Source organism: Pseudoxanthomonas sp. CF385 (assembly GCF_900104255.1).
GTDB lineage: Bacteria > Pseudomonadota > Gammaproteobacteria > Xanthomonadales > Xanthomonadaceae > Pseudoxanthomonas_A.
Genome location: NZ_FNKZ01000001.1, coordinates 519966 through 539921 on the forward strand (window position 1 = coordinate 519966; position 19956 = coordinate 539921).

At 69.3% G+C, this 19956-nt stretch carries 18 protein-coding genes; 7 read left to right on the forward strand and 11 right to left on the reverse strand.

Annotated features, from left to right (window positions below; all coding sequences use genetic code 11):
* Positions 1 to 2: 2 nt before the first annotated feature.
* The 4 genes from BLT45_RS02285 to BLT45_RS02300 form a co-directional block, all read right to left on the reverse strand.
* Positions 3 to 737 (reverse strand): glycosyltransferase family 2 protein, encoded by a 735-nt coding sequence (locus tag BLT45_RS02285; RefSeq protein ID WP_093294629.1) that lies wholly within the window; start codon positions 735 to 737, stop codon positions 3 to 5.
* A 24-nt stretch (positions 738 to 761) separates the two neighbouring features.
* Positions 762 to 2429 (reverse strand): phosphoethanolamine transferase, encoded by a 1668-nt coding sequence (locus tag BLT45_RS02290; RefSeq protein ID WP_093294631.1) that lies wholly within the window; start codon positions 2427 to 2429, stop codon positions 762 to 764.
* The gene (locus BLT45_RS02295; RefSeq protein WP_139187872.1) at positions 2426 to 3145 is read right to left on the reverse strand and encodes a phosphatase PAP2 family protein; all 720 of its coding nucleotides are present in this window, start codon (positions 3143 to 3145) and stop codon (positions 2426 to 2428) included. The genes BLT45_RS02290 and BLT45_RS02295 overlap by 4 nt, the downstream gene beginning before the upstream one ends.
* Before the next feature lie 130 nt (positions 3146 to 3275).
* The gene (locus BLT45_RS02300; RefSeq protein ID WP_093294637.1) at positions 3276 to 4994 is read right to left on the reverse strand and encodes an ArnT family glycosyltransferase; all 1719 of its coding nucleotides are present in this window, start codon (positions 4992 to 4994) and stop codon (positions 3276 to 3278) included.
* Between the two features lie 137 nt (positions 4995 to 5131).
* On the opposite strand from BLT45_RS02300, the gene BLT45_RS02305 reads away from it, so the two are divergent.
* The 4 genes from BLT45_RS02305 to BLT45_RS02320 all read left to right on the forward strand — a co-directional run bounded on the left by BLT45_RS02305 (position 5132) and on the right by BLT45_RS02320 (position 7773).
* Complete coding sequence (locus BLT45_RS02305; protein WP_093298393.1) at positions 5132 to 5836, forward strand: response regulator transcription factor; 705 nt, start codon at positions 5132 to 5134, stop codon at positions 5834 to 5836.
* On the forward strand, positions 5820 to 7079 hold the full coding sequence (locus BLT45_RS02310) for a sensor histidine kinase (protein WP_093294640.1): 1260 nt from the start codon (positions 5820 to 5822) through the stop codon (positions 7077 to 7079). Before BLT45_RS02305 ends, BLT45_RS02310 begins: the two co-directional genes overlap by 17 nt.
* A gap of 55 nt (positions 7080 to 7134) precedes the next feature.
* The gene (locus BLT45_RS02315; protein WP_093294643.1) at positions 7135 to 7371 is read left to right on the forward strand and encodes a lysozyme inhibitor LprI family protein; all 237 of its coding nucleotides are present in this window, start codon (positions 7135 to 7137) and stop codon (positions 7369 to 7371) included.
* A gap of 99 nt (positions 7372 to 7470) precedes the next feature.
* Positions 7471 to 7773, forward strand: coding sequence for an MliC family protein (locus BLT45_RS02320; RefSeq protein WP_093294646.1), 303 nt, complete (start codon positions 7471 to 7473; stop codon positions 7771 to 7773).
* 42 nt (positions 7774 to 7815) lie between these two features.
* Here BLT45_RS02320 and BLT45_RS02325 read toward each other — a convergent pair whose 3' ends face one another.
* The 3 genes from BLT45_RS02325 to BLT45_RS02335 form a co-directional block, all read right to left on the reverse strand.
* Positions 7816 to 8484, reverse strand: a complete 669-nt coding sequence (locus BLT45_RS02325) for a DUF3011 domain-containing protein (RefSeq protein WP_093294649.1) — start codon at positions 8482 to 8484, stop codon at positions 7816 to 7818.
* A 94-nt stretch (positions 8485 to 8578) separates the two neighbouring features.
* A complete protein-coding gene (locus BLT45_RS02330) occupies positions 8579 to 9805 on the reverse strand; it encodes a multifunctional CCA addition/repair protein (protein ID WP_093294652.1) in 1227 nt (408 codons plus the stop codon).
* Positions 9806 to 9833: 28 nt separating this feature from the next.
* Entirely contained in the window at positions 9834 to 11759 is a 1926-nt protein-coding gene (locus BLT45_RS02335) for a transglycosylase SLT domain-containing protein (protein ID WP_254771831.1), read from the reverse strand.
* A 130-nt stretch (positions 11760 to 11889) separates the two neighbouring features.
* On the opposite strand from BLT45_RS02335, the gene BLT45_RS02340 reads away from it, so the two are divergent.
* Both BLT45_RS02340 and BLT45_RS02345 read left to right on the forward strand, forming a co-directional pair.
* Entirely contained in the window at positions 11890 to 12672 is a 783-nt protein-coding gene (locus tag BLT45_RS02340; RefSeq protein ID WP_254771768.1) for a sulfite exporter TauE/SafE family protein, read from the forward strand.
* 260 nt (positions 12673 to 12932) lie between these two features.
* Entirely contained in the window at positions 12933 to 15728 is a 2796-nt protein-coding gene (locus BLT45_RS02345; protein WP_254771832.1) for a TonB-dependent receptor, read from the forward strand.
* Positions 15729 to 15782: 54 nt separating this feature from the next.
* Here the strand turns inward: BLT45_RS02345 and BLT45_RS02350 are convergent, their stop codons facing one another.
* The 4 genes from BLT45_RS02350 to BLT45_RS02365 all read right to left on the reverse strand — a co-directional run bounded on the left by BLT45_RS02350 (position 15783) and on the right by BLT45_RS02365 (position 19080).
* Positions 15783 to 16559: an endonuclease/exonuclease/phosphatase family protein gene (locus BLT45_RS02350; protein ID WP_093294661.1), complete on the reverse strand. Its 777-nt coding sequence runs from the start codon at positions 16557 to 16559 to the stop codon at positions 15783 to 15785.
* 23 nt (positions 16560 to 16582) lie between these two features.
* Positions 16583 to 17419, reverse strand: a complete 837-nt coding sequence (locus tag BLT45_RS02355) for a thiol:disulfide interchange protein DsbA/DsbL (RefSeq protein ID WP_093294664.1) — start codon at positions 17417 to 17419, stop codon at positions 16583 to 16585.
* Positions 17420 to 17515: 96 nt separating this feature from the next.
* Complete coding sequence (locus BLT45_RS02360) at positions 17516 to 18166, reverse strand: thiol:disulfide interchange protein DsbA/DsbL (protein WP_093294667.1); 651 nt, start codon at positions 18164 to 18166, stop codon at positions 17516 to 17518.
* Positions 18167 to 18297: 131 nt separating this feature from the next.
* Positions 18298 to 19080 carry a c-type cytochrome gene (locus tag BLT45_RS02365; protein ID WP_093294670.1) on the reverse strand — a complete coding sequence of 261 codons (783 nt, stop codon included), beginning with the start codon at positions 19078 to 19080 and terminating at the stop codon, positions 18298 to 18300.
* Positions 19081 to 19209: 129 nt separating this feature from the next.
* On the opposite strand from BLT45_RS02365, the gene yihA reads away from it, so the two are divergent.
* A complete protein-coding gene (gene yihA / locus BLT45_RS02370) occupies positions 19210 to 19809 on the forward strand; it encodes a ribosome biogenesis GTP-binding protein YihA/YsxC (RefSeq protein WP_093294673.1) in 600 nt (199 codons plus the stop codon).
* Positions 19810 to 19956: the final 147 nt, after the last annotated feature.

Consider the following 19956-nt stretch of genomic DNA (forward strand, 5'->3'; position numbering starts at 1 on the left):
GCTCACGGTTTGCGCCCCGCGCCGATTTCGCTGACGGGGGTGACATGGCTGCGCTGGATCAGCCACGACACGCCCATCAGGTCGCGGATGCCGGCGAGCGCGCGTTCCAGGTTCGTGTACTTGGACTGGCCCGAGCCGCGCGCGCGGTGCGACACCGGCACGCTGACCGTCTTCCAGCCTGCGCGCTGCATCAGCGCCGGCAGGTAGCGGTGCATGTGGTCGAAGTAGGGCAGGTCGAGGAAGGCCGCGCGTTCGAACAGCTTGATGCCGCAGCCGGTATCCGGCGTATCGTCGCGCAGCAGGCGCTGCCGGATCCGGTTCGCCCAGCGCGATGCCCAACGTTTGCTCGCCGGGTCCTTGCGATCCATCCGCCAACCGGCGTACAGCCGGGTCTGCGCATCGCCCGCGTCGCGCGCGTCGAGCAGCTTCGGGATGTCCGCCGGATCGTTCTGGCCGTCGCCGTCGAGCGTGGCGATCCAGGGCGAGAGCGCGTGCTTCACCCCCGTTCGGATCGCCTTGCTCTGCCCGCTGCGGCGATGGTGCACCAGCACCCGCAGCTCGGGCACCTCGGCCTTGAGTTCGGTGAGCACGTCGCGGGTGTCGTCCTCGGACTGGTCGTCGACGCACACGATGTCGAACGGCACGCGGCCCCGCAGGTGGCGCACGACTTCGTGCACGAGCGGGCCGATGTTGCCTCGCTCGTTGAACACCGGGATCACGATGGAAAGAGCCGTCATGGCGGACCTCGCGGAAGCAGGGGATTATTGTCCGGGCCGACAGGTCAGGAAAATGTCGTGGTCCGGCCGGTACAGGGCCGTGCGCACGTCAGTCAGCCCCAGCAGGGTATGGAAGAGGTCGTCGTGGCTGTGCGGTGCGGCGGCCACCCGGCGCAGGCAGCCGGCCTCGAGCCCGGCCGATGCACGCCAGCCCTCGGAGAACCAGGCCACCATCGGGACCTCCACCTGTTCGCGTGGCGCGATCGAATAGGGCATGCCGTGCAGGTAGAGGCCCTTCTCGCCCAGCGATTCGCCGTGGTCCGACACGTAGAGCAGCGCGGTGTCGTAGCCCGGCAGGCGGGCGAGTTCGTCGATCGCGCCGGCCAGCACGTGGTCCGTGTAGCCGAGCGCGTTGTCGTAGGCGTTGACGATCTGTTCGCGGGTGCAGCGGCCGAGATCCGAGGTTTCGCATACCGGCGTGAAGCGCTGGAAGGCCGGGGGATAGCGTTCGGAATAAGTGGGCCCGTGGTTGCCCAGCATGTGGAGGACGATCACCTGGTCGCCCGCCCGTCGGCGTGCGGCGTCTGCCAGGCCCTGCAGCAGGATGCCGTCATGGCAGCGCGTGCCGTTGCACAGACCGGGATCGAGGCGCGCATGCAGGTCCTCTACCGGCAGGCCCGCGCAGACGCCCTTGCAGCCGGCCTGGTTGTCGCGCCACAGCGTGGCCACGCCGGCACGCTGCAGCACGTGCAGCACCGACTGGTGGCCGCGGATCGCCCGTTCGTCGTAGTGCGCGCGTCCGTAGGGCGAGAACATGCACGGCAGCGAGACTTCGGTACTGCTGCCGCAGGCGGTGACATGCGGGAAGTTCAACACGCCGCGGCGGGCCAGTTCCGGCGTCGTCTGCCGCGCATAGCCGTTGAGGCCCCAGTTCGCGGCGCGGGCGGTTTCGCCCACCACCAGCACCAGCAGGCGCGGCTTGCGCATGCCGGCGCCGGGCGCCCGCACGGCGTCCTCGCCGATCGGCAGCTGCACACGGGTGCGACCGGGAGGCTCCTCGCTGACCACCTTCGCCAGTGACACCAGCACGTTGGCGGGCGTGACCAGGTAGCGGACTTCGCGCTGGTTGCGCAGGAACGCGGTGAGCGGTTGGGTGACCGGCAGCACGCCGGCCAGTGCGATGGCGACCATACCGGCGAGCAGGGCGACGCGCAGGCCCAGCGTGCGTGCCCACGTGCGTTCGCGCAGGCGCACGCGCCAGATCACGAACAAGGCGGGCAGCGCCGCGAGCAACGACAGCAGCACGTCGCCGCCGGCGAGCTCGCTGGCCTCGCGCCAGTCGGTGTGCAGCACGTTGCGCACCATGTCGGCGTCGATGTAGATGCCGTATGCCGCCATGTAGTGGCCGGCAAGCGCGGCCGTGACCACGAGCAGCGAAAGGACGACGCGCGCCGTGCGGCGCCACACCAGCACCGACAGCCACACGCCATGCACGGCGGTCACGAGCAGGAACAGCGAGAGCGCCCATGTCCCCTGCGCCAGGGGCTGCGGTACGGCCGCACGCCAGAACACGGCGTTGGCGAACAGGCTGAAATACAGGCAGGCGCCGAGGATCAGGGACTCGATACCAACCAGGGGTCTCGCCAGCACGATCGGGCGTATGCGTTGCCAGAAGCGCGAGAGCGGAGTCTCTTGCAGCGTGGTGGTGTTCATGCCTGGGACTCCCCTCCCCGCACCCCGCGTTCCCCGAAGAGCGCGTCGACCGCGCAGGCGACCCCCCAGCACATGGTGAGGCTGGCGACGTCGTGCGAGAGGAAATGCGCGCCGCGCAGTTGTTGCGCGAGACCGAAGACGAGACCCGCGAGCAGGCCGATGCCCAGGCCGGCAAGGCGACAGCGCGGCGCCACGCGCAGGAAGAAGAAGTACAGCGCCACCCAGGCGTAGCCGCCTGCGGCATGCGCGGCCGGGAAGCAGGCCGCGGGCCCCAGCGACGCCGGGCGCGCCTCGAACAGCCCCACATAGGGTCGCTGCCCGCCCAGGCCCGCGAGGTCCCATGGGCAATCCATGTGCGTCAGCGACTTCAGTGCCGCCACGCACGCGATGGACGCGAAGACCGCCAGCAACAGGCGCGCGGCCGGCCGAGTCCACGTGGCGGCGGGCGAGCGCCATCGCGACAGCGTGGCCACGAGCAGCCCCGTCCATGCGAGTTGGCTCAGTTGTCGTCCACCCCGGTGCAGCAGGGTTTCCAGCACGACGCTGCGCTTGAGCGCCCACGCACCGCCTTCCCAGTGGAACAGCCAGGAAGCCCAGTGCAGGTCGACCTGACGCGCGCACCACCACGCGAGCACCAGCCATGGCATCGAGGCAACGAACCGCCGCGAGGTTCCGCTGCGGGCAAACGGAAGGAACAGGGACGAGGAAGCCGACATGCAGGACGGGCGCGGGAAGAGGGTCCGCGCATGCTCGTGGTCGCCATGTCGTAGCGCGGTCGGACTCCCGTCGGAAGTCCGTTAATTGGCGCGCGAGCGAGTCACGCGCGCCATTCCTGTTGTTCGGGGTTCAGTCTTCGCTGACGTCCGCGTTCCAGTTCGCGGGCACCTCGCAACCGTCGATCCAGGCCGCGCCGGGCGCGAGGATCCATTCGCGTCGGTTCGATGCGCCGATGTCGGTCACCTTCGCCGGATCGAGGCAGGGGCCGATGGCCTCCTTGCGCAGGAACAGCCAGCGTCGCTCGGGCGCTTCCAGCAGCCACGCATGCGCGTGCTGCCACTGGTCCACCCAGGATTGCTTGAAGCCGAAGTCGGTGACCGGGCGATCTGCCTGCAGCAGGTGCTGTTCGCGCCAGCCCAACATGGCCAGTTCGGCGTCGGGCCCGATCCGCTGGCCCACGCGCTGCATCAACGCCTTCGCGGAACTGTCGGGGCTCAAAGCCGGCATGAAGCCCATGCCGTACGCCGTCCACAGCGCAGCGGTGACCGTCACCAGCGCGACGACGACCCGATGCCGCGAGGCGCGGGCCACCGCCAGCATCGCCACCAGGGCGACCGCGGCGAACGCGACGAACCAGCGTCCGAGCTGGGCCACGGTGTCCAGGTCCATGCCACGGCCTTCGACCAACGACTGCAGGCGCGCCGGCGGCGCGGCCAGCAGCCATGTGCCGAGCGCGCCGGCCGCGACGACCAGTACGGCCATGTAGCTCCACAGCGTCGCGCGCACGGCACGGCGCTGCAGCAGGGCGGGCAGCAACGGTGCGGCGGCCACTGCCAATGCCGGCAGCATCGGGAAGATGTAGACCTCGCGCTTGCCGGGGCTCGCGCTGAAGAACACCACCACCAGCAGTGCCCATCCCAGCAGCAGCGCATGGCGCGCATCCACGCGCTTCAGCCGTCGCCACCACGCCGGCAGCAGCCACGGCGCCAGCAGCACGCCGGGCAGCCACAGCGTCAGCATCGTCTGCAGGTAGTACCAGGCCGGCTTCACGTGGTGCCACGCATTGGCGTAGCGGGTGCCGGTCTGCTTGAACAGCATCTCGCGTGCGTAGGTGTGCAGCGCGGGGTCGGCCGAGGTCAGTGCGACCGACAGCATCGGCACCAGCCACACGCCCGCGCCGGCGATGAATCCGGCCACGCCGGCCAGCGCATGCAGGCCGCGATGGGGCGGCAGCGCCTGCCGCGACTTCAGCCGCACCCACAGCCAGGGCACGAAGACCAGCAGCGGAAGGAAACCCACGCCCTTCGTCACCGTGCCCAGGCCGGCGGCGAAGGTGCCCAGGGCGAGCAGCCACGGACTGGGCTTCTCCAGCAGATAGCGCAGCAGGGCCCACAGCGACAGTGTGGTCATGCCGACCAGCACCATGTCGATCTGCGCGCGTTTGGCCTGCAACGCGAACTGCAGGCAGACGAACAGCCCGAACACCGCGTACGGCGCGGCGCGCCGCCCCCACAGCCGGCGCGCCAGGTCGCCGGTCAGCCACAACGTCAGCAGCGCGGCCAACAGCGACGGCAGCAGGAACGCGACCTGCCAGCTGCGCACCACCCCGTAGCTCGCCGCCTGCAACCACATGAAGACCGGCGGCTTTTCCGCATACAGCTCGATGCCCCGGTGCGGGAACAGCCATTGCCCCGTCTCGATCATCGTGCGCGCCGCCAGCACGAAGCGCGGCTCGTCGGCCGGCATCGGCTCGCGCAGGCCCAGGCCGGCCAGCAACGCCCAGACCATCAGCAGGAGCAGCAGCGGGGTCTGCCAACGGGGCGCGTTGCGGAGGTGCATCGGGGTCATCGGCGGTCGCGGTGGCCTGCAGCGGGACGCATGATGGTGGATCATGGGGCGTAAGAGAATCGTCGGAACTCCGACGGCGCTTCGACATCCGGCCTGCGATGCTGCCGGCCCTTTCCCGCCTGCACGAGTCCCTGCTGATGCGGCTGCTGGTCATCGAAGACAACCGGAGCCTGGTGGCGAACCTCTTCGACTACTTCGAGGCGCGCGGCCACACGCTCGATGCAGCGCCGGACGGCATCACCGGCCTGCACCTGGCCAGTACCCAGGTCTACGATGCCATCGTGCTCGACTGGATGCTGCCGCGGCTGGAAGGGCCGGAGGTGCTCCGCCGCCTGCGCGAGGAGCATGCCTCCGACGTGCCGGTGATCATGCTGACCGCGCGCGACGAACTGCCCGACAAGATCGCCGGTTTCCGCGCCGGCGCCGACGACTACCTGACCAAGCCCTTCGCGCTACCGGAGCTGGAGGTGCGGCTGGAAGCGCTGATGGCGCGCGTGCAGGGCCGGCAGCGCCGCAAGATGCTGGAAGTGCACGACCTCAGGCTCGACCTCGCCACGCTCGAGGCCACCCGCGCCGGCCAGCCGCTGCACCTGTATCCGGCGTGCCGCAAATTGCTGGAGGCCCTGATGCAGGCCAGCCCCGCCGCCGTCACCCGGCAGCAGCTGGAACATGCGCTGTGGGGCGACCATCCGCCGGATGGCGACATGCTGCGCTCCCACATCTACGAACTGCGGCGCAGTGTGGACGGGCCTTTCCCGGTGAAGCTGATCCACACGCTGCCACGCACCGGCTACCGGTTGGCGGTGCCGCATCGGGAGGACGAAGATGGAAAAGCGTCGTAGCCTGCACTCGCAGATCAGGCGCTTGCTGGGTGGCTACGCCGTGTTGCTGGCCGCCATCATCCTTCTGGTGTTCGCGGACGACTTTCTCGAAGACAGGGTCTGGAAGTCGCTGCTGGAACGCGAGATCGCCCAGCACGTGAAGCGGCAGGCCGACGATCCGCGCGCCGGATGGCAGGACACCGACGCGGTGCGGCTGTACTACGTGCCGGGCCGTCCGCCGCCGCCCGGCCTGTCGATGTTGCCGCAGGGCGTACACGATGATTTCTGGTTCGGCGGGCGCGAGAACGTGGTGCTGGTCCAGCGCGTGGGCGCCGTGGACTACTTCGTCGTGCGCGACATCACCGGCATCGAGACCATCGAGGACGCGCTGATCATCGGGTCGCTCGGTCTGGCGCTCGTCGTCCTGGTGATCATCGGAATACTGGTCGCCCGGGGCGTGCGGAACGCGCTGCGACCCTTGTCCGATCTGGCCGGCGACATCGCCGCACTGTCTCCCCATCACACCGGGCAGCGCGTGGTCGTGACGCAGGACGCCAGTTCCGAGCTGCATGTCATCACCAACGCGCTGAACGACTACCTGCGGCGCCAGGATGCGTTCATCGAGCGCGAACGCGTCTTCATCGATACCGCCAGCCACGAGTTGCGCACGCCCATCGCCATCATCGCCGGCGCCGGCGAACTGGCCCTGGAGCAGCCCGACCTGCCGGCGCCCGCGCGCCAGCAGGTGCAGCGAATCCACCGCACGGCGCGCGACGTCGAGCGCCTGATCGCGTTGCTGCTGACGCTGGCCAAAGATCCCGCACGGCTGTCGCGGAGCAACGAGGTGGTCCTGCTTCACGAACTGCTGCCCGACATCATCGAAGACCACCAGCATCTGATGCAGGGCAAGGACCTGGCCGTGGTGGTCGACGCGCTGGTGCCGTGCAGCGTGGCGGCGCCGCTGCACATCGTGCAGGCCGCGATCGGCAACCTGCTGCGCAATGCGATCGAGAACAGCGACCGCGGCGAGATCCATGTGCGCCTCGATGCCGACGCCACGGTCACGCTGGAGGATCCGGGCCACGGCATGACGCCGGAAGACATCAGCCGCATCTATGCGCAGATGGCGCGTGGCGGCAGCCGCGACGGCGGTGGCATCGGCCTGGAGCTGCTGGCCCGCCTGTGCGAGCACCTGGGCTGGACGCTGTCGATCCAATCCGCGCCCGGTCGAGGCACCATCAGTCGGCTGCGCCTCTCGCGTTGACGCCGCCCTACGCGCCCCGCGCTAGCGTGGCGCCAGCGTTCCGCCGGAGAGTTCCATGAAACCGCTGCTGCTGTGCTCGACCTTCCTGCTGCTGGGCGCCTGCACGGCACCCGCGCCGCCCGTGGCCGCGCCGACGGACGCGCCAGCCGCGCCGGTGGAGACGCCGGTCGCCACCATGAAGACGCCCGCCCCGGTGCCGCCGTCGTTCGATTGCGCGAAGGCCGCATCGGAGGCGGAGAAACTGGTCTGCGGCGACGCCGAGCTCGCCGCGCTGGACCGCCAGCTCGCGTAGCGCTATGCCGAGGCGGAGAAGAAGGACTCTGCGGTCGAGCGGGGCTGGGCGAAGGGACGCGACGCATGCTGGAAGGAGGGCGACGGCGCGCGGCGGTGCGTGCTCGACGCCTACCGGACACGCCTGGTCGAACTGGCGATCCAGGCACCCGGCACGATCATGCCGACAGCGGTCGAGTACCGCTGCAGCGACAATGCCCAGCCGTTCACGATGACGTACTACAACGACATCGACCCGCAGGCGGCCGTCATGACGTGGGGCAACGACCAGGCCATCGTGTTCCCGCAACCTGCCGCAAGCGGCGCCAAGTACGGCCGCGCAGGAATCGAATACTGGGAACACCAGGGCGAGGCGAGCGTGGATTTCTTCGGCAACAGGATGAGCTGCCGTCCGGTGCCGTGACGTGGGCGGGCAGGTGCATCGCACCCGCCCGCGCCGTGGCGCTCAGCGCACCCGCCGGTAACGCACCTCGTTCTGGCGGTCGCCGACCTGCGAGGTGACCAGTCCCTCGCGGGACTGGTCGATGTCGAAGACGGTGTCGCCGACATTGAGGCGGCCGTCGTTGATCCAGCCGTTGATGGTCTGGTCCCGGGTACGTGCCGTCGCGCGGCCGTCATCGGCAATGGTCAGGGTGACGTCGCGGTCGTAGACCGTGTTGTAGCCCTCGAAGGTACCCACCATCCACGAGGGCACATAAGAGCTGTGCCGGGCGCCCTGGTAACGCGTGTCGTCGTACTTGTCGTCCTTCTTGTTCGCGTTGTGGGCGATGGCTCCGAGGATGGCCGCACCGATCAGCACGCCGGCCGCCACCTTCGCATCGTGGTCGTCGTCGTCGTGGCCGGACGAACCGGTGTGCACGCGGAACGTCGCGCGGCATCCGTCGTCCACCCAGATCTCGCGGCGGTTGTAGTCCCAGGTGCGTCCCTGCCGGCACGACGTGCTCGACAGCTGGCGTTCCAGCGTCACGTAGCCGGCCCGGGAGATCGGACAGGTCTGGTAGCGGTCGTTGCGGCTCTCGCAGGTGAGGGTGTCGTCGGCCAGGGCGTCCAGGCTCCAGAGACTGGCGAATGCCAGGCAGACGGGCAGGACGGCGTTCGTGCGCGTGCGTTCCATGTCGGGTCCTCGCGGTGGGTGTGGCGTGCGCGCGGCCCCCTCCGCGTGCCGGCGATCCTCTCACCCCTGTCCGGTAAATGCGAATCGTCGCCGGTCAGCCGGTCCGGCGTGCCTCATGCACGGCGCGCACGCGGGCTTCGCGCAGGGCGTCGCCGATCTCGGGGCCGCTCATTCCGTCGCGCACCACGTCGCGCGCACCGACCTGCAATGCAGCGGCATGCAACCGCACCAGCGAGCGCCCCTGCGGGTAGTCGGCGTCCTCGTTGCCGCCGCGGCCGCGCTTGTCCGCCTCGCAGACCGTGGCCAGCCACGGAATGCGCTCGGGACGACGGAAGGCATCGCAGCGGGTCAGCAGTTCCACCACCGTGGCATCGCGCAGTTCGTCGAGCCGGTGCACGTTGAGGTGCTCACGGCAGGCCATGACCGCCAGGTCGCGGTGGTCCACCGGCACCTTCAACCGCTCGCACAGGGCCATCACCGGTTTCACGCCGGCATGTTCATGGCCGATATGTTTGGGCAGCACGTCGGCCGGGGTCAGCGCCTTGCCCAGGTCGTGCACGAGCGCAGCGAAACCGATCAACGCGTCACCGGGCGCAAGGCGCGCGGCCATGTCGCTGACCATCTGCTGGTGCACACCGGTGTCGATCTCGGGGTGGTACTCCGCACGTTGCGGCACGCCATACAGCGCTTCCACTTCAGGCAGGACCACCGCCAGTGCGCCGCAGTCGTGCAGGGTGGACAGGAAGGCCGAGGGCTGCGCGGACGCCAGCGCGCGGCGCAGCTCCTGCCAGACGCGCTCGGGCACCAGGGCGTCGAGCTCGCCGCTGTCGACCATAGTGCGCATCAACGCCATCGTCTCCGGTGCGACGGTGAAGCCCAGGGAGGCGAAGCGCGCCATGAAGCGGGCTGCGCGCAGCACGCGCAGCGGATCTTCGACGAACGCCGGGCCCACGTGGCGCAGCACACGGGCCTCGATGTCGCGCGCACCGCCGTACGGGTCGACGAGCACGCCGTCATCGGCCTGGGCGATCGCATTGACGGTGAAGTCGCGTCGCTGCAGGTCCTCTTCGAGCGTCACCGAAGGATCGGCATCGACGACGAAACCACGGTAGCCGCGTCCGCTCTTGCGTTCGGTGCGCGCGAGCGCATGTTCCTCGCCGGTGTCGGGGTGCAGGAAGACCGGGAAGTCGCGGCCCACCGCCTTGAACCCCTGTGCCTCCATCTCCGCCTGGGTCGCGCCCACGACGACCCAGTCGCGGTCGCCGGGCGGCAGGCCCAGCAACCGGTCGCGTATCGCGCCGCCGACGAGATAGGTCTTCATGCCGCCATGATAGCGGCGCCGGCCGCTGTCAGCTCTTCGGCATCTGTGCGGTCGGGCAGGCGAACGCTTTCCGCTTCGCCTGCACGCGGCCCATCATCCGATCGGTCACCGGCAGCGCAGTGCCATTGAGGCGCCAGTCGTAGATCACACTGAAAGCCAGCACGCGCGCGACATACTCGCGCGTCTCCTTGTAGCTGATGGTCTCGATCCAGATGTCGGGATCGAAACCCGGGCGCTGCGCCTGCCAGCGGGCGGTCGGCGCGGGCCCGGCGTTGTACGCGGCGATGGCGACATAGGGCACGCCGTACTTGTCTTCCATCTCGCGCAGGTAGGCGGTGCCGATGGCGATGTTGGTGTCCGAGTCGTACAGGCTCGACGCGCCCGCATAGGGAATGCCCAGCCGCTTGGCCACGCCCGCGCCGGTGCCGGGCAGCACCTGCATCAGGCCCATGGCATTGGCCCCGGAGCGGGCCTTGGGATTGAAGATGCTCTCCGCGCGGATCTCGGCGGCCACCCAGGCCGGATCGATCGCATGCTTGGCCGCCTCGCGGCGGATGGTGTCGCCGTGGTGCAGCGGGAACCGCAATTCGTACAGCCGCTGTTCGTCCGGCCGGCTCTCGCCACGCACGCTGCCCAGCGAGAACACCGCACGGTCGAACCAGCCGTTGTCGCGGGCGACCTCCACCGCGATGCGCCGCTGGGTGTCGTCGAAGCGCGACAGCGCGTCGTTCCATTCCGCGGTCGCCCAGCCCGGCCGATCGAGTTGCCACAACGCCATCGCGCGCACGATCGCGGGGTCGCGGGCGATGGCCTGCTTCGCGGGCGCCGGATCGTTCGGTATCCAGGCGCACAGCGCATAGGGCTGATTGACGCGGTCCGCGGCGAGAAAGCCGTGGAATGTCGGGCTGCCTGCGTTCTCGCGGAACAGGCGTTGGGCAGTGGCGCCATCGCCGGCCTTCTCCGCCATGCGCGCCTCGAAGTAACGCCAGCGCGAATCCTCGCGTTGCGAGGCCGGCATCTTCCGCAGGGCAGCCAGGGCAGCAGGCCAGTCGCCGCGCGACAGCGCCTCGCGCACGCGCCACTCGTGCAGGCGCTCGTCGTATGCGGACTCCGGGACGTTGCCCAGGCGACGCGCCGAGTCGGGACCGTACGAAGCCACCGTCCACAGCGCGACCTGGTACAGCACCTGCCCGCGTTCGGCTTCGCCCAGGCCCAGCGCGTCGGCGTACTGCGGCAACAGGCGCTCGGCGGCGTCGGGGTCGTTCTGCGCGAGTTTCGCCAGACCCTGCGCGGCCATGCGACGGCTGCGGTCCGTCTTCGGCCAGGTGAGCGCGCGCGTATGGACGGCGTCGATGAAGGCGGCATAGTCGTTGGCCAGCGCCGCTTCGTCGGCGGGCAGGCCACGCGCGGCGCTGCGCATCACGCCGGTCTGGCGTTCTGCTGCCGCGGCTTCGATCCGCTCCCACCTCAGTGCGGGGGGAAGCCCGCCCTGGCCGGCCAGCACGGCGAACACGGGATCGCAGCCGTCGGGCAACGATTTCGCACCCTTGCGCCACAGCGCCTGCGCCTGCTCCGTCCAGGCCGCATCGGTGCGGCCGGTGGCCTGGCGCGCGGTGAGATGGGCGCACTGCAGTGCGGTGCTTTCGGTGGGCTTCCACGCCGCGAGGAAGGTCGGCCAGTCCTGGCGGCGCGCCAACGCCGCCAACCACAGCGCACGCAGCTGCGAGGCCACCACCTGCCCGTCGTAGCGCCGCAGGAAATCCTGCGCCTGCGTCGTGGTGATCAGGTCGGGGTCGCGGCGCAGCGTGGCGAACTCGATCCAGCCGTACAACGGATGGCGCACGAGCGCGGCCGACTGCGCGGGATCGAGACGGCCGGCGTCTGCGGCTTCCAGCGCGGCCATGACCTGGGCGCGCTGGGGGTCGGCCGTCTGCGCGCGCGCGTCGCGCGACATGCCCGTGCCGAGCGCCGCAGCGAGTACGATGAATTGGGAAATGCGGACCATGCCGGGACTATACCGATGCCGGCTGAACGTCCCTGTAGACAGGCACGGCGAGGAGTGCGATCGAGTGGAAGGCGTGTGGATGTTCCCGTTGTTGGGTGTGCTGGCCGGTGTGTTGGCTGGGTTGCTGGGGATCGGTGGCGGCCTGGTGCTGGTCGGCGCGCTGGCGTGGATCCTGCCGTTGCACGGCGTGCCGAAAGACGCGGCGATGCATGCCGCGCTCGCCAGTTCTCTGGCGAGCATCGTGCTGACCGCGACCTCGTCGGCCTATGCGCATCACCGCCGCGGCAGCGTGTTGTGGCCGACCGTGGCGTGGATGGTGCCGGGCCTGCTGCTCGGCGGCTGGCTGGGCAGCGGGCTGGCGGTGCACCTCGACGACAAGGTGCTGCGCTGGATCGTCGCGGGCTACTGCTTCATCGCCGGTGCGCAGATGCTCCTGGGCGGGCGGGCGCATCCGGAAGGCCGGGGCGTGCCCGCGCCGCGCGGCCCCTGGATGAGTGCCGCCGGATCGGTGGTCGGCGCAGTGTCGGCCGTCGTCGGTATCGGCGGCGGCAGCATGACCGTGCCGCTGCTGGTGTCGCGCGGCGTGCAGCCGGTGCGTGCCGTGGGTACGTCGAGTGCGTGCGGCGTGGCGATCGGCATCGCGAGTGCTGCGGGCTACGCGATGCACGCACCGCCCGGCGCCTTGCCGGAGCATGCGGTGGGCTACATCTACCTGCCGGCCGCCATCGGCGTGGCGATCGCGTCGGTGCTGGCTGCGCCCTGGGGTACGCGGCTCGCGCACCGGATCGGTGGCAGCGCGCTCAAACGCGTCTTCGCCGCCTTCATGGTCGTCATGGGCATTGCGATCCTGGCCAGCGGCTGAGGAAGCGCGCGTCCATCCATTTACTCGTTAAGTATCGTGATAAGCGTGTGTAGAAACTCGCGAGTAAATGCATTCACTCGAACAAAACGGAGATTACCCTCTCTCGGAACGGTGACTTTCTGCTGTTGTTAGGTGGTTGGCGATTACCTACAAGGGAAGGCACGCCGCTTCAGGCATCGGCCGTGAGGCGGGACCCCTACCCGGAGAGAAAGCCCATGAAAGCGCGCCGCCAAAGACTGGCTTCGGCCATCCACGTTGCCATGCTGTGTGCCTTGCCTGCTGTCGCCCTGGCTCAGGACGCGACGACCCTCGACACCGTGACGGTGACCGGCAGCCGCATCAAGCGCGCCGAAATGGAGGGCCGGGTACCCGTGCAGACGCTGTCGCGCGAGGAGATCGAACGCACCGGCCTCACCTCCATCGGCGACATCCTGCAGGAGCTCACCGGCTCCGGTTCCGCGCTCAACACCAAGTTCAATTCGTCCGGCAATTTCGGCTTCTCGCCCAACGGCGACGGCGTGGGCGCGGGCTCCGCGCAGGTGGACCTGCGCAACCTCGGTCCGAAGCGTGTACTGGTGCTGGTCGACGGCATGCGCTGGGTCAACGAATCCTCGGCGTCGGGCGTCAGCGCGGCGGTGGACCTCAACACCATTCCGCTCGCGCTGGTGGACCGCATCGAGGTGCTGGAAGACGGCGCCTCGTCGCTGTACGGCTCCGACGCCATCGCAGGCGTGGTCAACATCATCACCCGGCGGAACTTCGACGGTGGCCAGGTCACCCTGCACTATGGCGAGTACGGCGAGGGCGACGGCGAACTGTCCGGCGCGGACCTGGCATGGGGCTTCGACAACGACCGCAGCAACCTGTTCCTCAGCCTCAGCTACACCAAGCAGGAGGAAGTGAGTTCGGCCGACCGGGCGATCTCGGCGATTCCCATCCAGGGAGGAAGCTCGCGCGTTCCCGGCGGCTTCTTCCGGTTCCGCGATCCGAACGGCGTGGAGTACCTGCTTACTTCGAACGCAGGGCAGACCAATCCCACGTACACGCCCAACCTGCCGGATTGCGCCTCGGGCGTTCCGCGTACCGACGGCTTCCACTGCCTCGACCTCGGCACCGAGGCGTACAACTACGCGCCGTTCAACATGGTGATCACGCCCTCCGAGCGGGTGGGCGTATTCGGCCAGTACCGGTTCGCCGTCAACGAGCAGCTGAACTTCTATGCGAAGGCGCTGTACAACCGGCGCGAGTCCACCAACCGCGCAGCCCCGGAACCGATCGACCTGGGGCCGGGCGCGGGCAGCACCTACACGGCCAACGTGGTGATTCCCGCCAACCATCCGTTCAATCCGTTCGGTTTCGCCCTCGACGGCAATACCGGCGGCAATCTGCTCAGCTTCCGACGCCGCCCGTACGAAGGCGGGCCGCGCATCTTCGAGCAGGAGGTCGATACGCGCTATGTCGCCGTGGGTCTCGAGGGCTCGTTCGGCGGCGAGCGGCAGTTCTTCTGGGACATCAACGCCGCGCAGGGGAAGAACGAGGCCGAGCAGCTCAACCACGGCAGTTACAACGCGCGCAACATCGCGCTCGCGCTGGGCGATCCGGCGGTCTGCGCGGCGACCGCCGGCTGCACGCCCCTGGACATCTTCGGTTTCGACACCATCACGCCGGCGATGCTTTCCTACATCAGCCCGCTGTTCCGCGACCGCAGCGAGCAGAAGCTGACGCAGGTGACCGCGAACCTCAGCGGCGCGCTGTTCCCCGGCTGGGCAGGCGATATCGAGTTCGCGGCCGGCTACGAGTACCGCAAGTACGAAGGCAGCTACAACCCCGACCCCCAGACCGTCGCGGGCGAATACAACGGCGTGCCGTCGCTGCCGACATCGGGCGAGTACGACGTCAACGAGGCCTACCTGGAATTGAACGTGCCGCTGTACGCAGAGCAGGACGGGCCGGGCAAGTTCGACCTGAGTCTGGCCGGGCGGTACTCGGACTATTCCACCTTCGGTGGCGAGTTCACGCCGAAGTACGGCCTGCGCTGGCAGGTGGCGGAAGACCTGCTGCTGCGCGCGACCTACGCGGAAGGGTTCCGCGCGCCGTCGATCGGCGAACTGTACGGCTCGCAGAGCCGGTTCGACGCCTTGCTGGAAGACCCCTGCCTCGTGCCCGCCGGTGCGCCCGCCGGATCGGTGGCGCCGGTCGCGTGCCCCGGCGTCCCCGTGGGCGCGCGCCAGAACGATCCGCAGATCCCGGTGCTGACCGGCGGCAATCCGGCGTTGAAGCCGGAGACGGCGCGCAGCTTCAGCGCAGGCCTCGTGTTCAGTCCGTCGTTCGGCGAAAACGTGGCGTGGTCGGACAAGTTCGACATCGAGGTCACGTACTACCGGCACGACCTCGAAGGCGCCGTCCAGGCCATCGATGCGCAGACCCAGCTCGACCTGTGCGCGACCACGCAGGATCCGCAGTACTGCACCGGCATCAACCGCCTGGCCTCCGGTGAGATCGAGACGTTCGCGAACTTCCTGATCAACCTCGGTTCGATCAAGACCGACGGCTGGGATGCCGACGTGTTCTGGACGCTGCCGGAAACGCGCATCGGGCGCTTCAAGCTGAGCTGGCAGAACACCTTCGTGACCCGTTACGAGGCGCGCGGTGCGGGTGGCCAGCTGCAGCCGCAGGGGCCGGGCCTCGTCGTCAACGACTCGGCCATTCCGGAGTGGACCTCCACCGCGACGCTGGACTGGACGCGCGGCGAATGGACCGCCGCGTGGAGTATCCGCCACCTGTCGGAGATGGAGGAGGCCTGCCTGGCCGCCGAGCCCGACGTGTTCTGTTCCACCGGCACCACCAATACGCTCGGGGCGACGACGTACCACGATCTGCAGCTGGGCTACGAATTCGCGTGGTTCAAGGGCCTGCAGCTGACCGCTGGCGTCAACAACCTGTTCGACGAAGATCCGCCGGTCTGCACCTCGTGCTCGCTCAACGGCTACGAAGCGTCCACCTACGACATTCCGGGTGGTCGGTTCTTCTACGTGCGGGCGAACCTGCGTTTCTGACGCCACTTGCGCCCCGCGCCAGGCGCGGGGCGTCCTCGCCCGGTCGGATCGTCTTCAGCGCAGCGCGGCGTCCGGCACGTCGATGTCCATCGCCAGCGCCAGGTGATCCGAATTGGCGGCAGGCATCGCGCGCGCGTTGTCGGCGCGGAGACCGTCGCTGACCAGGATGTGGTCGATGGCGCGTTGCGGGCGCCAGCTGGGGAACGTGGGCACGCACACCGACGGCGGACGCAGGCGCGTGCGCTTGTAGAGCAGCTCCATTTCCGGGGTGTCGGGCATGCAGTTGAAGTCGCCCATCAGCACGGCGTGCGGATGGCCCGACAACAACTCGCCGATGAAGGCCAGCTGCGAGCGCCGCGAATTGGCGCCGAGCGACAGGTGGGCGACGGCGACCGTCAGGCCCTCGTCGCCCTCGCCGAAGCGCGCCACCAGCACGCCGCGGCCGCTGATGCGGCCCGGCAGGCTGTGGTCGCTCACTTCCACCGGCTCGAGCTTGCTCAGCAGGCCATTGGCGCTGCCGGCCACGCGCGCCACGTTGCGGTTCGGCTGGTGCGTCCAGTAGTCGAAGCCGGCGCGCTCGGCCAGGTAATGCGTCTGGTTGGTGAAGCCCGAGCGCAGGCTGCCGGGGTCCGCCTCCTGCAGGCCGACGATGTCGTGCTCGCCGGCGAGCTGCGCGATCAGGTCCAGGCTGCCGCGCTTGTTGCCTGCCGGCAACGCATGCGACCAGCTGCGGGTCACGTAGTCGCTGTAGCGGCGCGTGCTCGAGCCTGCCTGGATGTTGGCGCTCAGCACGCGCAGCCGGCGCGCGGCGGAGGAAGCGGTGTCGGTCATGGAAGTGGGGGCTTCCGCCGGGCTCAGCGCTTGGCGCGCTCCATCGCGACCAGGTGGTCGGTGATGCGCAGCACGTCGGCGTACGTCTGGCCGCCGGTCACGCGGTACTTGCCGTTGACCACGATGGTCGGCGTGCCTTCGACGCCGCTGTTCCTGGCGAACTGCATGCCGCGGGCGATCTGGGCGTTGGTGCCGAAGCTGTTCATCAGCGACGCGAATTCCTTCGCGTCGACGCCGTAGCCGGCGTACCACTGGGCGATCTGCGCCGGGTCCGCCGGCGGCTTGCCTTCGCCCGGCAGCGTGCGCTGCAGGTGGATGGCGGCGAACATGGCATCGTGGGTCTTGTCCACCAGGCCCTTGGCCTGCGCCGCATAGAACGCCTTGCCGTAAGGCGCCCACACGTCACCGAAGACCACGGGCACGTAGCTCACGCGCACGTCGGCGGGCTGCCGCTTCTTCCACGACGCCACGTCGGGCGCGAAGCGCGCGCAGGCCGGGCAGACGTAGCCGAACACCTCGACCACTTCGACCTGGCCGTTGAGCGGCGCATAGGGCTGGCCATTCGGGATCTCGACGTAGTCCTTGCCGGCCACCGGGGGCGGGCCCTGGGGCGGAACCACCGGATTGGTGTTGGGGGCGGCCGCGCCTTCGGCCGTGGCGGTCGCTGCCGTCGCAGGGTCGGCCGGCGTCGCGGTCGCATCGGCCGCCGGCGCAGCTTCGGCGGCCGGCGCCGTCTCGACGGCGGGGGCCGCGGGTGTCGCGGCCTCGCCCGTCGGCGTCGTGTCGGTGGAGGGCTTGGGTCCGCAGGCCGCCAGCACCGGCAGCAGCAGGGACAACATCAGGACGTGGCGGGATTTCATCGCGCGGACTCCAACGTATCGGGAAAAGGGGTGGCCACGAAGGGCGGGGACATCACATTCTGCATGGGCCCCTGTGGGGCTGCCATGACGGCGTCATCACTTGCGGGGGCGCTCGCGTGCGATCAGGCGGTCGACGATCTTCAGCATGTCGCCGTAGGTGCGGCCGCCGATCACGCGGTACTTGCCGTTGACGATGATGCTCGGCGTGCCTTCGACGCCGGCGGCCGCCGCCCATTCGCGCGCCCGGGCGAGTTGCTGGTCGACCTGTTCGCCCCGCAGCGCGGCGCTGAACTTGGCGCGGTCCACGCCTTGGCTGGCGTAGAACGTGGCGATCTCGTCGGCGGAGGCGTTCTGGATGGGCAGGGCACCGGTCTTGTGCAGGGCGTCGAACACGGCCTGGTGCGTGCGCTCCTGCACGCCAAGCTGGCGGGCGGCGAAGAAGGCGCGGGCATAGGGGATCCAGTAACCCCCGAAGGCCGCCGGCACCGGGGTCAGGCGCACGTGCTTGGGCAGGGTCTTCTTCCAGGCCGCGAGCGTCGGCTCGAAATGGGCGCAGTGCACGCAGGTGTAGCCGAACACCTCCACCACTTCGACCTTCCCGTTGAGCGGGGCGTACGGCGTGCCGTTCTCGATCACCACGTAATCCTCACCCTCGACCAGCGGCGCGGGGGCCGGCGGGGCCGCCAGGGCGACGGCGGGCATCAGGGCCAGCAGGGTGATGAGGACGGGCAGCAGACGGGACGCCATCGGGACTCTCCAGCTTCGGACGGGCCCCGGCGCGGTGCGGGGCGCGGAAAAAGAAACGCCGGCCATGGTGGGGCCGGCGCGATGAACAGGAGCTTGCACTTCCGGCCGCAGCGGGCGGCGGAAGCCGGGGATTACTTGTTGCCGGCCTTGGCCGCCGCGAGGTCGTCGGCGCGGGCGTGCAGGCCCTGCAGGTAGCTGGCCAGCGCCTGGATTTCCTGCTCGGTCAGCGGGCCGGCCACCTGGGCCATGATGTTGAAGTGGGCCGGATCCTTCAGCGTGGTCGTGCCGGCCTTGTATTCGGTCAGGCGGCGCACGGTGTAGTCCTGCATCTGGCCGCCGATGTGCGGATAAGCCGGGCCCGGGTTGCCGGCGCCGGTCGGGCCGTGGCAGGCCAGGCAGGCGGGCACGCCGCGCTTGGCGTCGCCGTTGCGGTAGAGCTGCTGGCCGACTTCGTAGAACTTCATGCCTTCGTAGGTGCCGCTGGCGACGACACTGTCGTCGGCCAGGCCGGCGCCCGACTTCTGGGTGGCGAAGTAGGCACCCACGTCGCGCATGTCCTGCGCGTTGAGGGTCTGGGCGAACGGGATCATGACCGCGGCCATGCCGGTATTGCGCTCGCCCGAGGCGAACAGCGCCAGCTGCTGGGCGACATAACGCTCGCTCTGGCCCGCCAGGCGCGGGTACTGCGGATCGCTGGGGTTGCCGTCGGCGCCGTGGCAGGCCGCGCAGGCGGCCGCCTTGGTCTGGCCGGCCTTGGCGTCGCCCCAGGTGGTCTTGGCGAGGTTGACGTCCAGCGGAGCGGTCTCCACCGGTGCATTGTCCGGCACCGGGACCACCGTGGTCTGTGCAAAAGCGACTGCGCCCACGGCCAATACGGCCAGTCCGGCAAGTCCCATAACGCGAGCGTGGCGCATGCTAAAGCTCCGAAACCCTTGACTGATGCGGCGCGTGAGGCAGCCGCGAAACCCGCGAATTATCGTCGCGGCGGCCGCTTCCGGTCAATTCAGGCGGTAACCGGCCCGCCCTCGTGCGATCCTATCGGCATGTCGAACCCCCTGAATTCCGCCACTTACCTGCTTTCCGCCCACACCCCGCGCCAGTTGCCGGAGGATGGCGGGTTCGAGGTCGCCTTCGCCGGCCGCTCCAACGCCGGCAAATCCAGCGGGCTCAATGCGCTGGTCAACCACAACCGCCTGGCGCGGGTGTCCAAGACCCCCGGGCGCACCCAGCAGTTGGTGTTCTTCCAGGTCCAGCCCGAACGCTACCTGGTCGACCTGCCCGGGTATGGCTACGCCAAGGTGCCGCAGGACCTGCAGGCGCATTGGCAGGCCTTCATCGACCGCTACTTCCGCACCCGCGAAGCGTTGAAGGGCCTGGTGGTGGTGATGGACATCCGCCATCCGCTGAAGGACTACGACCGGCAGATGCTCGGCTACGCCGTCCAGCGCGGCCTGCCGGCGCACGCCCTGCTGACCAAGGCCGACAAGCTGGGTCGCGGCCAGCAGGGCAACGCACTGCAGGCGGTGAAGAAGGAGCTGTTCTCCGCGTTCGGCGACACCGTCAGCGTGCAGACGTTCTCGGCCGAGTCGAAGCAGGGCGTGGAAGAAGCCCGCGCCGTCGTGTCGGGCTGGCTGGGACTCTAGGCCGCCGGCAGGCGGTCCCTCACTGCGGCCGCCTTCTCCATCGCATCCCGGCATCGACCGCCTGCGCACGCGGCGCGGAGGCTTCGCATGCATGGATGGGACGCTGCGGCGTTCCCATGGCGACGATCGCGTGCGCACGGTCACGTT

What these genes read in the sequence shown, in the direction of transcription:
- BLT45_RS02285 (WP_093294629.1), bottom strand. Translation starts at nt 737, where the DNA reads ATGACGGCTCTTTCCATCGTGATCCCGGTGTTCAACGAGCGAGGCAAC.
- BLT45_RS02290 (WP_093294631.1), bottom strand. Translation starts at nt 2,429, where the DNA reads ATGAACACCACCACGCTGCAAGAGACTCCGCTCTCGCGCTTCTGGCAA.
- BLT45_RS02295 (WP_139187872.1), bottom strand. Translation starts at nt 3,145, where the DNA reads ATGTCGGCTTCCTCGTCCCTGTTCCTTCCGTTTGCCCGCAGCGGAACC.
- BLT45_RS02300 (WP_093294637.1), bottom strand. Translation starts at nt 4,994, where the DNA reads ATGACCCCGATGCACCTCCGCAACGCGCCCCGTTGGCAGACCCCGCTG.
- BLT45_RS02305 (WP_093298393.1), top strand. Translation starts at nt 5,132, where the DNA reads ATGCGGCTGCTGGTCATCGAAGACAACCGGAGCCTGGTGGCGAACCTC.
- BLT45_RS02310 (WP_093294640.1), top strand. Translation starts at nt 5,820, where the DNA reads ATGGAAAAGCGTCGTAGCCTGCACTCGCAGATCAGGCGCTTGCTGGGT.
- BLT45_RS02315 (WP_093294643.1), top strand. Translation starts at nt 7,135, where the DNA reads ATGAAACCGCTGCTGCTGTGCTCGACCTTCCTGCTGCTGGGCGCCTGC.
- BLT45_RS02325 (WP_093294649.1), bottom strand. Translation starts at nt 8,484, where the DNA reads ATGGAACGCACGCGCACGAACGCCGTCCTGCCCGTCTGCCTGGCATTC.
- BLT45_RS02330 (WP_093294652.1), bottom strand. Translation starts at nt 9,805, where the DNA reads ATGAAGACCTATCTCGTCGGCGGCGCGATACGCGACCGGTTGCTGGGC.
- BLT45_RS02335 (WP_254771831.1), bottom strand. Translation starts at nt 11,759, where the DNA reads ATGTCGCGCGACGCGCGCGCGCAGACGGCCGACCCCCAGCGCGCCCAG.
- BLT45_RS02340 (WP_254771768.1), top strand. Translation starts at nt 11,890, where the DNA reads ATGTTCCCGTTGTTGGGTGTGCTGGCCGGTGTGTTGGCTGGGTTGCTG.
- BLT45_RS02345 (WP_254771832.1), top strand. Translation starts at nt 12,933, where the DNA reads ATGCTGTGTGCCTTGCCTGCTGTCGCCCTGGCTCAGGACGCGACGACC.
- BLT45_RS02350 (WP_093294661.1), bottom strand. Translation starts at nt 16,559, where the DNA reads ATGACCGACACCGCTTCCTCCGCCGCGCGCCGGCTGCGCGTGCTGAGC.
- BLT45_RS02355 (WP_093294664.1), bottom strand. Translation starts at nt 17,419, where the DNA reads ATGAAATCCCGCCACGTCCTGATGTTGTCCCTGCTGCTGCCGGTGCTG.
- BLT45_RS02360 (WP_093294667.1), bottom strand. Translation starts at nt 18,166, where the DNA reads ATGGCGTCCCGTCTGCTGCCCGTCCTCATCACCCTGCTGGCCCTGATG.
- BLT45_RS02365 (WP_093294670.1), bottom strand. Translation starts at nt 19,080, where the DNA reads ATGCGCCACGCTCGCGTTATGGGACTTGCCGGACTGGCCGTATTGGCC.
- yihA (WP_093294673.1), top strand. Translation starts at nt 19,210, where the DNA reads ATGTCGAACCCCCTGAATTCCGCCACTTACCTGCTTTCCGCCCACACC.